At 61.2% G+C, this 13,414-nt stretch carries 11 protein-coding genes; 9 read left to right on the plus strand and 2 right to left on the minus strand.

What is annotated here, in order from left to right:
• Positions 1 to 11 precede the first annotated feature (11 nt).
• Positions 12 to 1,931 carry a propionyl-CoA synthetase gene (locus ABEA08_RS04425; protein ID WP_345333691.1) on the minus strand — a complete coding sequence of 640 codons (1,920 nt, stop codon included), beginning with the start codon at positions 1,929 to 1,931 and terminating at the stop codon, positions 12 to 14.
• Positions 1,932 to 2,159: 228 nt separating this feature from the next.
• On the opposite strand from ABEA08_RS04425, the gene ABEA08_RS04430 reads away from it, so the two are divergent.
• The 8 genes from ABEA08_RS04430 to ABEA08_RS04465 all read left to right on the plus strand — a co-directional run bounded on the left by ABEA08_RS04430 (position 2,160) and on the right by ABEA08_RS04465 (position 10,485).
• Positions 2,160 to 2,552 (plus strand): MerR family transcriptional regulator, encoded by a 393-nt coding sequence (locus tag ABEA08_RS04430; protein WP_345333693.1) that lies wholly within the window; start codon positions 2,160 to 2,162, stop codon positions 2,550 to 2,552.
• 12 nt (positions 2,553 to 2,564) lie between these two features.
• Complete coding sequence (locus ABEA08_RS04435; protein ID WP_345333695.1) at positions 2,565 to 3,728, plus strand: isovaleryl-CoA dehydrogenase; 1,164 nt, start codon at positions 2,565 to 2,567, stop codon at positions 3,726 to 3,728.
• Positions 3,729 to 3,738: 10 nt separating this feature from the next.
• On the plus strand, positions 3,739 to 5,346 hold the full coding sequence (locus ABEA08_RS04440; RefSeq protein ID WP_345333697.1) for a carboxyl transferase domain-containing protein: 1,608 nt from the start codon (positions 3,739 to 3,741) through the stop codon (positions 5,344 to 5,346).
• Between the two features lie 87 nt (positions 5,347 to 5,433).
• The gene (locus ABEA08_RS04445; RefSeq protein ID WP_345333699.1) at positions 5,434 to 6,240 is read left to right on the plus strand and encodes an enoyl-CoA hydratase-related protein; all 807 of its coding nucleotides are present in this window, start codon (positions 5,434 to 5,436) and stop codon (positions 6,238 to 6,240) included.
• Entirely contained in the window at positions 6,237 to 8,201 is a 1,965-nt protein-coding gene (locus ABEA08_RS04450) for an acetyl/propionyl/methylcrotonyl-CoA carboxylase subunit alpha (RefSeq protein ID WP_345333701.1), read from the plus strand. Before ABEA08_RS04445 ends, ABEA08_RS04450 begins: the two co-directional genes overlap by 4 nt.
• Positions 8,198 to 9,106, plus strand: a complete 909-nt coding sequence (locus ABEA08_RS04455; RefSeq protein WP_345333703.1) for a hydroxymethylglutaryl-CoA lyase — start codon at positions 8,198 to 8,200, stop codon at positions 9,104 to 9,106. Before ABEA08_RS04450 ends, ABEA08_RS04455 begins: the two co-directional genes overlap by 4 nt.
• A gap of 9 nt (positions 9,107 to 9,115) precedes the next feature.
• Positions 9,116 to 9,826, plus strand: coding sequence for a CoA transferase subunit A (locus ABEA08_RS04460; RefSeq protein WP_345333705.1), 711 nt, complete (start codon positions 9,116 to 9,118; stop codon positions 9,824 to 9,826).
• Positions 9,826 to 10,485 (plus strand): CoA transferase subunit B, encoded by a 660-nt coding sequence (locus ABEA08_RS04465; protein ID WP_345333707.1) that lies wholly within the window; start codon positions 9,826 to 9,828, stop codon positions 10,483 to 10,485. The genes ABEA08_RS04460 and ABEA08_RS04465 overlap by 1 nt, the downstream gene beginning before the upstream one ends.
• A gap of 662 nt (positions 10,486 to 11,147) precedes the next feature.
• Here the strand turns inward: ABEA08_RS04465 and ABEA08_RS04470 are convergent.
• Positions 11,148 to 12,308, minus strand: a complete 1,161-nt coding sequence (locus tag ABEA08_RS04470; protein WP_345333709.1) for a flagellin — start codon at positions 12,306 to 12,308, stop codon at positions 11,148 to 11,150.
• A gap of 498 nt (positions 12,309 to 12,806) precedes the next feature.
• Between ABEA08_RS04470 and ABEA08_RS04475 the strand changes: the two genes are divergently transcribed.
• Positions 12,807 to 13,313: an REP-associated tyrosine transposase gene (locus ABEA08_RS04475; protein ID WP_345333711.1), complete on the plus strand. Its 507-nt coding sequence runs from the start codon at positions 12,807 to 12,809 to the stop codon at positions 13,311 to 13,313.
• Positions 13,314 to 13,414: the final 101 nt, after the last annotated feature.

Here is a 13,414-nt window from a genome sequence, read left to right on the forward strand (position 1 = left end):
TGACGTGCCGCTCAGTCGATGCGCTCCTCTATCTTGGCATGGCCATAGCCCATGCGATTGAGCGCCGCGCGGATCAGATCCAGCGTCTCGGGATCCTCAATGGTGGCAGGCACCACGTATTCCTGACAATCGGCCATCTTACGCATGGTGCCGCGCAGGATCTTACCCGAGCGGGTCTTGGGCAGCTTGCTCACCACCGACACCAGCTTAAACGCGGCCACCGGACCTATCTCGGCCCGCACCAGCGCGATCAGCTGCTGATACAGCGTCTCTTCCGCCAGACTCACCCCGGACTTGAGCACCACCATACCCAGCGGCACCTGACCCTTGAGCTTATCGGCCACGCCGATCACCGCCACCTCTGCCACGGCGGGGTGCTGTGCCAACACCTCCTCGAAGCGCCCGGTCGACAAGCGATGGCCCGCCACATTAATGATATCGTCGATGCGGCTCATGATATAGAGGTAGCCATCCTCATCCTGATAACCGGCATCACCGGTCAAGTAATAGCCGGGGTAACGATCCAGATAGCCGGCGTGATAGCGCGCATCGTTCTGCCACAAGGTCGGTAGCGTGCCCGGCGGCAGCGGCAACTTAATGGCGATCGCGCCGCTGCTGCCTGGGGCCACCGGCTCACCTACCTCATCGAGCACCTCAACCTGATAACCCGGCACCGCCAACGCTGGCGAGCCCGGTTTGATCTCAACCGGCTCGATCCCCATCAGATTGGCGCAGATCGCCCAGCCGGTTTCCGTCTGCCACCAATGATCGATCACCGCCACACCCAGCTGTTCGGACGACCAGTTGAGGGTATCGGGATCACAGCGCTCCCCCGCCAGGTACAACGCCTTGAGGCAACCAATGTCATAACTGCGCAAATAAGTGGTGTCCGGATCTTCCCGTTTGATCGCCCGCATCGCCGTCGGCGCCGTGAAGAAACTCTTCACCTTATACTGCTCGATGACCCGCCAGAACGCGCCGGGATCCGGCGTGCCGACCGGCTTGCCTTCATACAATACGGTGCTGGCTCCCACCAACAGCGGCGCATACACAATGTAGGAGTGGCCCACCACCCAACCCACGTCGGACGCAGCCCAAAAGCAGTCGCCGGGCTCAATGTCGTAGATCGCCTTCATCGACCAAGCCAGCGCCACCGCATGACCGCCATTATCCCGCACCACCCCTTTGGGCGTGCCCGTGGTGCCTGAGGTGTAGAGGATATAGAGCGGATCGGTGGCGGCGACGGCAACACAAGACGCCGGCTCAACGCCCTGTTGCGCCTGATACCAGTCCAGATCCCGCCCTAGGGTTAACTCGGCTTCGCACTGGGGCCGCTGCAAGATAAGACAGCCCTGCACCTCATGCTTAGCCTGGTTCAGCGCCTCATCGAGCAACGGCTTATAGGCCACCACCCGGCCCGGCTCAACCCCACAGGAAGCCGACATCACCCACTTGGGCTTCGCATCGTCGATGCGGGTGGCCAGCTCCGCGGCGGCGAAGCCACCGAATACCACCGAATGCACCGCACCAATGCGTGCGCAGGCCAACATGGCAAACACGGTTTCCGGCACCATCGGCATGTAGATCACCACCCGATCCCCCACCGTCAAGCCTTGGGCCTGCAGGGTACCGGCCAGCCGCGCCACCTTACTCTGCAACTCGGCGTAGCTGATCCCATACGCCGTCCCGGTCACCGGGCTGTCGTAATGAATGGCGATCTGCTCGCCGCGCCCCTGTGCCACATGACGATCCACCGCGTTGTAACAGGTGTTGAGCGTCGCCCCCTCAAACCACCGATACAACGGCGCCTGCCGGTCATCCAGTACCCGTTGCCAGGGCCGCTCCCAGCTGATCGCCTCGGCTGCCTGGCCCCAAAATCCCTCGGGATCGGTCTTAGCCTGTTGCTGCAAGGCCTGAGTGCGCATCACCATATCGCCTCCAATCACTGTTCAATACTTACCCAAGTGAATTCATTTCTAGCACGGGCCCAACCCACCCCCAATTAGACCTATGGCTAGACCCCGCGCGGGTTTAGTACCAGCCTCCTGAGCTATCCACTTTTCGTTACAGCTTGCCGACGCAACACAACCGCTACAAACTTTACCTTTACGTAAACTTCCTTTATGTTGCCAATATGTTCTATTGATGGAATTTTCACCATGCCAGCCCAAGACACCACCTACTCCATCAGCGATCTGGCGCGGGAGTTTGATATCACCACCCGCAGCATTCGCTTTTACGAAGATCAGGGCCTGCTCAAACCCAAGCGCCGCGGCCAAACCCGGATCTACAACCTGCAGGACAAGGTGCGACTCAAGCTGATCCTGCGCGGCAAACGTCTGGGCTTCTCACTGGCGGAAACCGGCCGTTTGTTCGATCTGTACGACGCCGATCGCTCCAGCCGCAAACAGCTGCACACCATGCTCGAGTTGATCAGCGACAAAAAGCAGGATCTGCAACAGCAGATGGACGACATCAAGGTGATCATGATGGAGCTCTCCTCCGTCGAAGCCCAATGTCAGCAAGCGCTGCAAACCCTCCTCAACGACTAGGAAGACCCATTCATGTATCTCAATACGTTTAATTTTGGCCTAGGCGACACCGTCGACATGCTGCGCGACGCGGTGCGAGATTTTGCCCAGGCTGAGATCGCCCCACAGGCGGCGCAGATCGACCTCGACAACACTTTCCCCAACGCCCTGTGGCCCAAATTCGGCGAGATGGGGCTGCTCGGCGTCACCGTCCCGGAGCAGTATGGCGGCGTCGATATGGGCTATCTGGCGCACGTGGTCGCCATGGAGGAGATCTCCCGCGCCAGTGCCTCCGTCGGCCTCTCCTATGGCGCCCACTCCAACCTGTGCGTGAATCAGATCGCCAAGAACGGCAACGCCGAGCAGCGCGCCAAATACCTGCCCAAGCTGGTGTCCGGCGAGCATATCGGCGCGCTGGCGATGAGCGAGCCGGGCGCCGGCTCCGATGTGGTCTCCATGAGCCTCAGCGCGCGCGAAAATGGCGATCACTACCTGCTTAATGGCAACAAAATGTGGATCACCAACGGGCCGGACGCCGATACCTATGTGATCTACGCCAAGACCGATCCCAGCGCAGGTGCCAAGGGGATCACCGCTTTTATCGTCGAGCGCGGCTTTGCCGGTTTCAGTCAGGCGCAGAAGCTGGACAAACTCGGCATGCGCGGCTCCAACACCTGTGAGCTGGTGTTTGAAGATTGCCCGGTGCCCCGTGACAACATCCTCGGCGAAGCGGGCGGGGGCGTGAAGGTGTTGATGAGCGGGCTCGACTTTGAGCGGGTGGTGCTGTCCGGCGGGCCGCTGGGGATCATGGCCGCCTGCCTCGATGAGGTGCTGCCTTATGTGCAGCAACGTCAGCAGTTTGGCCAGGCCATCGGTCAGTTCCAGCTGGTGCAGGGCAAAGTCGCCGACATGTACACCCGCGCCAACGCCGCGCGCAGCTACGTCTATGCGGTCGCCGCCGCCTGCGATCGGGACGAAACCAGCCGCAAGGACGCCGCCGGCGCCATCCTCTACAGCGCCGAGCTCGCCACCCAACTGGCATTGGACGCCATCCAACTGCTGGGCGGCAACGGCTACACCAACGAATACCCCACCGGTCGCCTGCTGCGCGACGCCAAGCTGTATGAGATCGGCGCCGGCACCTCGGAGATCCGCCGCTGGCTGATCGGCCGTGAGCTTGGCAACGACGTACGATAAGGAGATCCGCGTGAGCGTTTACCACAGCCAATACAATGGGGCCGATCCGGACAGCCGGGCGCGACATGACGCCATGACCCGCTTGATGGCCGATCTGCACGACAAGCTGGCAACCATCCTGCCCGGCGGCCCGCAAGCCTCGCGCGAGCGCCATCAAGGCCGAGGCAAACTGCTGCCGCGCGAGCGGGTCGAGCAGTTGCTCGATCCCGCCAGCGCCTTCCTCGAGATCGGCCAAATGGCGGGCTTTGAGGTGTACGACGATGCCGTGCCCGCCGCCGGAGTGATCGCCGGGATCGGCAGCGTCAGCGGGGTCGAGTGCATGATCGTCGCCAACGACGCCACCGTAAAAGGTGGCACCTATTATCCGCTGACCGTGAAAAAGCACCTGCGGGCGCAGGAGATCGCCCAGCGCTGCCACCTGCCCTGCATTTATCTGGTCGACTCCGGCGGCGCCTTCCTGCCCAAGCAGGATGAGGTGTTTCCTGACCGAGATCACTTTGGCCGGATCTTCTTTAATCAGGCGCAGATGTCGGCCCAAGGGATCCCGCAGATCGCCGTGGTCATGGGCCTGTGTACCGCCGGTGGCGCCTATGTGCCGGCCATGGCGGATGAATCGATCATGGTGCGCGATCAAGCCACCATCTTTCTGGCCGGCCCGCCGCTGGTCAAGGCGGCCACCGGTGAGTCGATCAGCGCCGAGGATCTTGGCGGTGGCCGGGTTCACACCGAGATCTCCGGCGTCGCCGATCACCTAGCCGACAACGACGAGCACGCCCTGCAGCTCGCTCGTCAGGCCGTCGCCCGGCTCAACCATCGCAAGGCGGCACCGCTGCAGCCCGCGCCGGTGAAGCCGCCCCGCTTTCACGCCCAAGAGCTGTACGGCATTGTCGGCACCGATCTGAAAAAGCCGTTTGAGGTGCGCGAGGTGATCGCCCGACTGGTGGACGACTCCGACTTCGACGAATTCAAGGCCCGCTACGGCGCCACCTTGGTGTGCGGCTTTGCCCAATTGCATGGCTACCCGATCGGGATCCTGGCCAACAACGGCATTCTGTTCTCCGAGTCCGCACAAAAAGGCGCCCACTTCATCGAGCTGTGTTGCCAGCGCGGCATTCCGCTGCTGTTTTTGCAGAACATCACCGGCTTTATGGTCGGTCAGAAGTACGAACACGAAGGGATCGCCAAACACGGCGCCAAATTGGTCGCCGCGGTGTCCTGCGCCAAGGTGCCCAAATTCACCGTGGTGATCGGCGGCAGCTATGGTGCCGGCAACTACGGCATGTGCGGCCGCGCGTACGATCCCACCCTGATGTTCAGCTGGCCCAATGCCCGGATTTCAGTGATGGGCGGCGAGCAGGCCGCCAACGTGCTGGCTCAGGTCAAAACCGACCAGTTGGCGGCCAAAGGGCTCGACTGGCCCGAGTCTGAGCAAGCCGAGTTCAAGGCCCCCATCGTCGCCCAATACGAACACAAGGGGCACCCCTATTACGCCTCGGCGCGGCTGTGGGACGACGGCATTATCGATCCCGCTCAGACTCGCGATCTCTTGGGGCTGGCGCTGTCTGCCGCTAACAATGCCCCGCTCGAGCCGACCCGTTTTGGCGTGTTTCGGATGTAAGGACGCGCACCGAGCACAGGGCCAGTCGCGCGGAACCAACCGCGCCCTGTGCTTGGCGCTCAGCGCGTATCGACAGAAGGATCTTAGATGAACTACCACAGCATCAAGGTACAGCAGCAGGATCGGATCGCCCGGCTGACGCTGGCCCGCTCGGACAAACACAATGCGTTTGATGCGCAGATGATCAGCGAGCTCAATCAGGCGCTGCAGCACTTGGCAGCGCAGCCGGAATTGAGCCTGCTGGTGCTGCGCGCCGAAGGCAAACACTTCTGTGCCGGGGCCGATCTGGACTGGATGAAGCGCCAGGCACAGATGAGCGAAGCGGAAAACCTGGCCGATGCCAACGAGCTGGCCCGTATGCTGGATCGCCTCAATACCTTCCCCACGCCGGTGCTGGCCTGCGTCCAGGGCGCCGCCTTTGGCGGCGCACTGGGATTGGTCGCCTGCGCCGACATCGTCCTGGCCCAGCGCAACTGCCGCTTCTGCCTGTCTGAGGTCAAGCTGGGCCTGATCCCCGCCACCATCAGCCCCTATGTCGGCCGCGCCATCGGCCTGCGGCAACTGCGCCGCTACGCCCTCAGCGCCGAAACCATCGACGCCGACACCGCCCAGCGTTTGGGCCTGGTGCATCAGCTGTGTGACGATCTCAGCGACGCCGAGCGCACGATGATCAGCCAGCTCCAAGCCAATGGTCCCGCCGCCCTGCGCGCGGGCAAGGATCTGCTGTTGAGTATCGATCCCCACACCGGCGATCCCGCCCAACAACAAGACACCGCGCGCCGTATCGCCCAGATCCGGGTGACCGCCGAAGCCCAAGAGGGGCTCACCGCCTTTTTCCAGCAGCGCCCACCCGCTTGGCGCTCACCGTCCCATGAGCAAGGAGAGCCCTCATGAGCGCCACGCCGACCCCGATCCGCAAGGTCCTGATCGCCAACCGCGGTGAGATCGCCTGCCGGGTGATCCAAACCTGCCAGCGCCTGGGCGTGCGGACCGTCGCCGTCTATTCCGATCCCGACCGCACCGCCCAACACGTCGCCCTGGCCGATGAAGCCTTTCATATTGGTCCGGCCGAAGCCAAGGCCAGCTACCTGCGTGCCGATCAGCTGCTCACCATCGCCAAGCGCAGCGGCTGCGACGCGGTGCACCCCGGCTACGGCTTCCTGTCTGAAAACCCCCAATTTGCCCGTGCCTGCGAAGCCGCCGGGATCCGTTTTATCGGCCCGGGCAGCGACGCCATCGACAAGATGGGCTCAAAAAGTGCTGCCAAGGCGATCATGGAACGGGCTGGCGTGCCGATGTTGCCGGGCTATCATGGCGACGACCAATCGGATCCACGCCTGATCCGCGAAGCCGAGGCCATCGGTTTTCCTTTGCTGGTTAAGGCCGCCTTCGGCGGCGGTGGCAAAGGGATGCGGATCGTCGAGTCCGCCGACGAATTGCCCGCCGCACTGGCCAGTGCCCGGCGCGAGGCCAGCGCCGCTTTTGGTAATGATCAACTGCTGCTGGAGCGCTACCTGCGGGCGCCGCGTCATGTTGAGGTGCAGGTATTCGCCGATCAACACGGCCACTGCCTGTACCTGTCGGATCGCGACTGCTCCATCCAACGCCGCCATCAGAAGGTGGTGGAGGAAGCGCCGGCGCCCGGCTTGTCCGACGCCTTGCGCAGCGCCATGGGGGAAGCCTCCGTCCGGGCCGCGCAGGCCATCGATTACGTTGGCGCCGGCACGGTGGAATACCTGCTGGATGAACAGGGCCGCTTCTACTTTATGGAGATGAACACCCGCCTGCAGGTGGAGCACCCGGTGACCGAAGCGGTGACCGGGCTGGACTTAGTCCAGTGGCAACTGGACGTTGCTGCGGATCAGCCACTGCCGCTATCTCAGGAGCAGGTGCAGATCAACGGCCACGCCATCGAAGTGCGCCTGTACGCCGAAGATCCCCAGCGCGACTTCCTGCCCGCCAGCGGCACCTTGGCCCGACTGGATTGGCCTGAGGGCGAGGGCGTACGAGTCGACACCGGCGTGCGCGCCGGCGACACCATCACCGCCTTCTACGATCCCATGGTGGCCAAGCTGATCTGCCACGCCGACAGCCGCCAGCAGGCCTGTCAGCGCATGCGTCAGGCGCTCAGTCAGTGTCAGTTGGCGGGACTGGTGACCAACCTGCCGTTTCTGACCCACATCATCGCCCATCCGGCCTTTATCGATGCTCGACTCAATACCGGATTCATTGCCGATCACAGCGCGGCCCTGTTCGCACCGGCGGAAGATCGCCAGTACGCCGCCTACGCCGTCGCCCTGATGCAGCTGCAGTCCGCCGACAACCCGCTCAGCAGCTTTCGCCTCAACGCCCCCGCCCGCGCCCGCCTGCGTCTCGAAGACGAACACGGTGAGCGCTATGACATCGCCCTGAGTGGACAGGACGGTCAGTGGCTGAGCGAACACAACGAGCGGCTGTCCCTGCACCTCAGCGGCAACCGATTGGATCTGCAACTGGACGACCGACTGCTGCGCTGGCCGTTCCACCGCGATCCCGATGGCGTCACGTTACAGCTTAAGGATGGGCCGTTGCGTTTCCGTCCGGCCCGCTACCGCAGCGAACTGGATGAGACCGATGCAAGTAAGGCACTGCAAGCGCCCATGAACGGCACCCACATCGCCAATCTGGTGGCGGTCGGCGATCAGATCAGCATCGGCACCGCACTGGTGATCATGGAAGCGATGAAGATGGAGTACACCATCACCGCCCCGTTCGATGGCACGATCACCGCCCTGCCCTTCAGCGAAGGGGATCAAGTCAGCGACGGCAGCCCCTTGGTGGCGCTCGAGCCGAGCGTGCAGGAGGCCGAGGCATGAGACCACAGCGGATCCGCATCGTTGAGATGGGCGCCCGTGACGGGCTGCAGAACGAGCCCACGGTGTCACTGGCCGATCGCATCGCCCTGATCGACGCCCTGTCGCAAACCGGCCTGGCGCAGATCGAAGCCGCCAGCTTCGTCTCCCCCAAGTGGGTGCCGCAGATGGCTCACGCCGATCAGCTGTTTGCCCAGATCCAACGCCAGCCCGGCGTCTGCTACAGCGCCCTGACCCCCAACCTGCAAGGCTTTGAAGCCGCGCGGGCGGCGGGCGTCGACGAAGTGGCGGTGTTTGGCGCCGCCTCAGAAACCTTCAGCCAGCGCAACATCAACTGCTCGGTAGCAGAGTCACTGCAGCGGTTTGAGCCGGTGATGGACGCCGCCAGACAGGCCGGAATGCGGGTGCGCGGCTACGTCTCCTGCACCCTCGGCTGCCCCTATGAAGGCACCATCGCTCCGGCCAAGGTCGCCGATGCGGCGCAGGCACTGCATGAGATGGGCTGCTACGAGATCTCGCTGGGCGACACCATCGGCACCGGCACGCCGGATCGCGCGGTCGCCATGCTCGAGGCTGTCGCCAGCCGGGTGCCCATCCCGGCGCTGGCGCTGCATTTCCACGACACTTACGGCCAGGCACTGGCCAACATCGCCGCCTGCTTAGAGCTGGGCGTCGCCACCATCGACGCCTCGGTCGCAGGCCTGGGCGGCTGCCCTTACGCGCCCGGTGCCAGCGGCAACCTGGCCACCGAAGATCTGATCTACCTGCTGGATGGCCTCGGCCTCAGCCACGGGGTGGATCTCGATGCCTTGATCCAAGCCGGCGCTACGATCTGCCAGCGGCTGGGTCGCCCCAACGGCTCCAAAGTGGCGCTGGCCCGCTTAAGCCAATGCTCGATCACAACCTAAAGGAACACCATGTCCGGATTCGACAAAGTCGTGACCAGCTACGCCGACGCGCTCGCTGGCCTGCAAGACAATATGACCCTGATCGCCGGCGGCTTCGGCCTGTGCGGCATTCCTGAAGGGCTGATCGATCAGATCAAACGCATGGGCACCCGCGGCCTGACCGTGGTCTCCAATAACGCCGGCGTCGACGGCTTCGGCCTCGGACTGCTGCTGGAAGACCGGCAGATCAAAAAGATGATCGCCTCCTACGTCGGCGAAAACGCCCTGTTTGAACAGCAACTGCTGTCCGGGGAACTGGAAGTGGAGCTCACCCCACAGGGCACGCTGGCAGAAAAAATGCGCGCGGGCGGCGCCGGCATTCCCGCCTTTTTCACCGCCACCGGCTACGGAACGCCGATCGGTGAGGGCAAGGAGGTGCGCCAGTTCAATGGCCGTCACTACATCATGGAGGAGTCGATCACCGGCGACTTCGCCATCGTCAAAGGCTGGAAGGCGGATCGCTACGGCAACGTGATCTACCGGCACACCGCGCAAAACTTCAACCCGATGGCGGCGACCGCCGGCAAGATCACCGTGGTGGAAGTCGAAGAGATCGTCGAGCCCGGCGAGCTGGAGCCCAGCCAGATCCACACCCCTGGGATCTTCGTCGATCGGGTGATCCTCGGTCAGTTTGAGAAGCGCATTGAACAACGCACGATACGACCACAGGAGACGGTGTAATGGCACTCAATCGCGAACAACTGGCTATGCGCGTGGCGCAAGAGCTCAAGGACGGTTATTACGTCAATCTGGGGATCGGCATTCCCACCCTCGTCGCCAACTACGTGCCCGCTGGCATGGAAGTGATGCTGCAATCGGAAAACGGCTTGCTCGGCATGGGCCCCTTTCCCACCGAAGCCGAGGTCGATGCCGATATGATCAACGCCGGCAAACAAACCGTCACCGCCATCGCCGGCGCCTCCATCTTCAACTCCGCCGACTCCTTCGCCATGATCCGCGGCGGCCATGTCGATCTGACCGTGCTTGGCGCCTTCGAAGTGGACGTGCAGGGCAACATCGCCTCCTGGATGATCCCCGGCAAGCTGGTCAAGGGCATGGGCGGCGCAATGGACTTGGTCGCTGGCGCCGACAACATCATCGTCACCATGACCCACGCCGACAAACGCGGCAACTCCAAGCTGCTGGCCAAATGCACCCTGCCCCTGACCGGCGCGGGCTGCATCAACAAGGTGGTGACAGACTTGGCCTACATCGAGATCAACAACGGCCAGTTTCACCTGATCGAGCGCGCCCCCGGCGTCTCCGTCGAGGAGATCGTCAGCAAAACCGCTGGGGAGCTAGTGGTGCCAGCACACGTGCCGGAGATGCGATTCGAATAGCGTGTAACGACCGGCCCTACGCCGACGCACATCGGCGGGCCAACGTATCGCTTTAGCGGGCATTTCCCCCCACCACCCCATGGCCGATCGGGGTACTCTGAGTGTGGCATGGAGCGTTGAACTCAAGCGTAGGGACGATTAGCCGCTTTTGCTCTTTGGCGTAATCGGCCATGCGGACTCAAAGCCAACGCCGAAAAGCGGGCTCGGTATTTCAACACACCATCCCATGGCCGATCCGCGTCGCTTCGCTCCTTGATGCGGCCCTACCCCGACGTGTATTGGAATAGCCATACATCTAAGGTCAAGCGTAGGGACGATTAGCCGCTTTTGCTCCTCGGCGTAATCGGCCATGCAGACTCAAAGCCAACGCCGAAAAGCGGGCTCGGTATTTCATCGCACCACTCCATGGCCGATCCGCGTCGCTTCGCTTCTTGATGCGGCCCTACGCCGACGTGCATCGAAATATCTGCCGAAGGTCAATCGTAGGGACGATTAGCCGCTTTTGCTCCTCGGCGTAATCGGCCATGCGGACTTGAAGCCACCGCCATGCCTTTCCCTACAACCCCATGGCCGATGGGCGTAGAAACAACAAAGGCCACCCGAAGGTGACCTTTGTGGCAAGGATGATAACTACACCCTTTAGCTCGAAGCTCGAAACCCGATTACAGCAGAGACAGGGCCAGCTGTGGGATCTGGTTGGCTTGCGCCAGCATGGCAGAGCCGGACTGCTGCAGCACCTGGTTCTTGGTCAGCTCCGCGGTTTCTTTGGCGAAATCCACATCCTGAATACGGGAGCGGGCATCAGACACGTTCACCTGAATGTTACCTAGGTTGTTGATGGTGTGGTTTAGGCGGTTTTGTACCGCACCCAGATCAGCGCGCTGGTCATCGATTTGAGAGATAGCATTATCAATGATGCCAATCGCCAACTGCGCACCGGCTTCATCGGTCACATCGATCTCAGATACGGACATCTCGCCAGCACTAATTGCATCGATATCAGCGGTTCCATCATTTGCAACAATGCTGGCACCGTCGGCAATGATCCCTGTTAACTGGAACTCGCCGTCGTCATCGACCGAGACATTAAAGCCAGTACCTTTCAGCTCTTCGCTGATGATAGCCATAGCGGCTTCCGTTGCTTCCTCCGCAGATGGCTTACCATCCGCACCATCGTCCTCGGTTATCTCAACAGCGCTCAAGTTGAGAGTAATGGGATCCCCGGCAACACCATCGGCATCGGTTACGGTAAGAGTCAAAGATTCTCCAGCTATATCACCAATCTTCCCTAAAGAACCAGAGACCACGTTGGCATCCAAAGATTCAGCAGAGATATCACCCAATGAAATGGAGATGGTTTCATTGGCGTTAGAGCCAACCTGAAAGTCACGAGAACCAAAGTCACCATTCAACAGATTCTGACCACCGAAAGAAGTGGTGTCAGAAATGCGCGTCAACTCATCCTGCAGGGCGCTCATCTCTTTCTGAATAGAATCGCGGTCTTCCTGAGAGTTAGAGCCGTTAGCAGACTGCAACGACAGATCACGCATCCGCTGCATGATGTTGGTGGACTCCTGCATCGCGCCTTCGGCGGTCTGGGCGATGGAAATGCCATCGTTGGCGTTACGCATCGCCACATCTAGGCCACGCACCTGCGAGGTCAGGCGGTTAGAGATCTGCAGGCCAGCGGCATCGTCTTTGGCGGAGTTGATGCGCAGACCGGAGCTCAAGCGCTCCATGTTGGTTTGCAGGCCAGTATTGGAGGAGTTGAGGTTACGCTGCGCCGACATTGAAGTGACGTTGGTATTTACAGTTACAGCCATGGGCTTACTTCCTTATTCGTGTAAGACAACGGGAGCAGTCACCGACGGTCGGCGCCGACTTCAAGGTCCGGATTTAACAGCGAAAACCGAACACTGGATCCCCTTTACCCCCACGCTTTCGGCCCCATCACTAAGCCCTTAAGCAAAAAAACACAAAAAGGCCCAACTTTTACCCCCCACTAAAAACACTGCAACCATGACGCAAAGGTGCGATCAAACCCCATACAAAGCACAATCAAAAAATAAACATCGCTCGACCGCCATTTAGTAGCACCTTCCACTTTGCCCCAATATGGTCAATTCGAGCCGTCACTCCCCCTAAGCCGGTGTCCAATGTCGGGACGGTCAGCACGGCTCTTGGCGCCTTGATGCGGCCCTACGTCGATGTGCATAGATGAACTCAATCCAGCTCCCTATCAAGCCCAACGCCCCACCAACACCAGCAACACCGGCGGCGTTTTCCCCTGGCGCTACAATCTCCAACCCAAGGAGGCCGCAATGCCAAACTATCGACGCGCATGGCAACAAGGTGGGACTTACTTCTTTACCGTGGTTTTGGCCAATCGAAACAATGCCGACTGGCTGAAGAGCCATATCGACGCTCTGCGCCAAGCCGTGCGCCAAACCCAACAGACTCACCCATTTACCATTCACGCGTGGTCCGTCATGCCCGATCACTTTCATTGCGTCATCAGTCTGCCTCCTAACGAGGCCGACTTTGCCGTCCGCATACGGATGATCAAATCCGGCTTTACCCAAGCATTGCATCAAGCCGGTATTGGCGAGCAAAAGATCTGGCAACGCGGCTATTGGGAACACCTCATTCGGGATCAAGCCGATCACAACGCCCATGTCGATTACGTCCACATCAATCCGCTCAAACATGGACTGGTCACCCAAGTCGTCGATTGGCCTCACTCTACGTTTCACCGGTATGTAAAACAGGGGATCTACCCGCCCAATTGGGCCGGCGGCACAGAGCGCGGGTTGCCGTATGAGGATTAAAGATAGGTTTCGCACATTGAGCTCAAGCGTAGGGACGATTTGCGCGTGATCGGCCACCCGAACTCAAAGCCTGCGCCGAAAAACGGGCTCGGTATTTCATC

The sequence above is a fragment of the Ferrimonas pelagia genome (assembly GCF_039543565.1).
Lineage (GTDB): Bacteria > Pseudomonadota > Gammaproteobacteria > Enterobacterales > Shewanellaceae > Ferrimonas > Ferrimonas pelagia.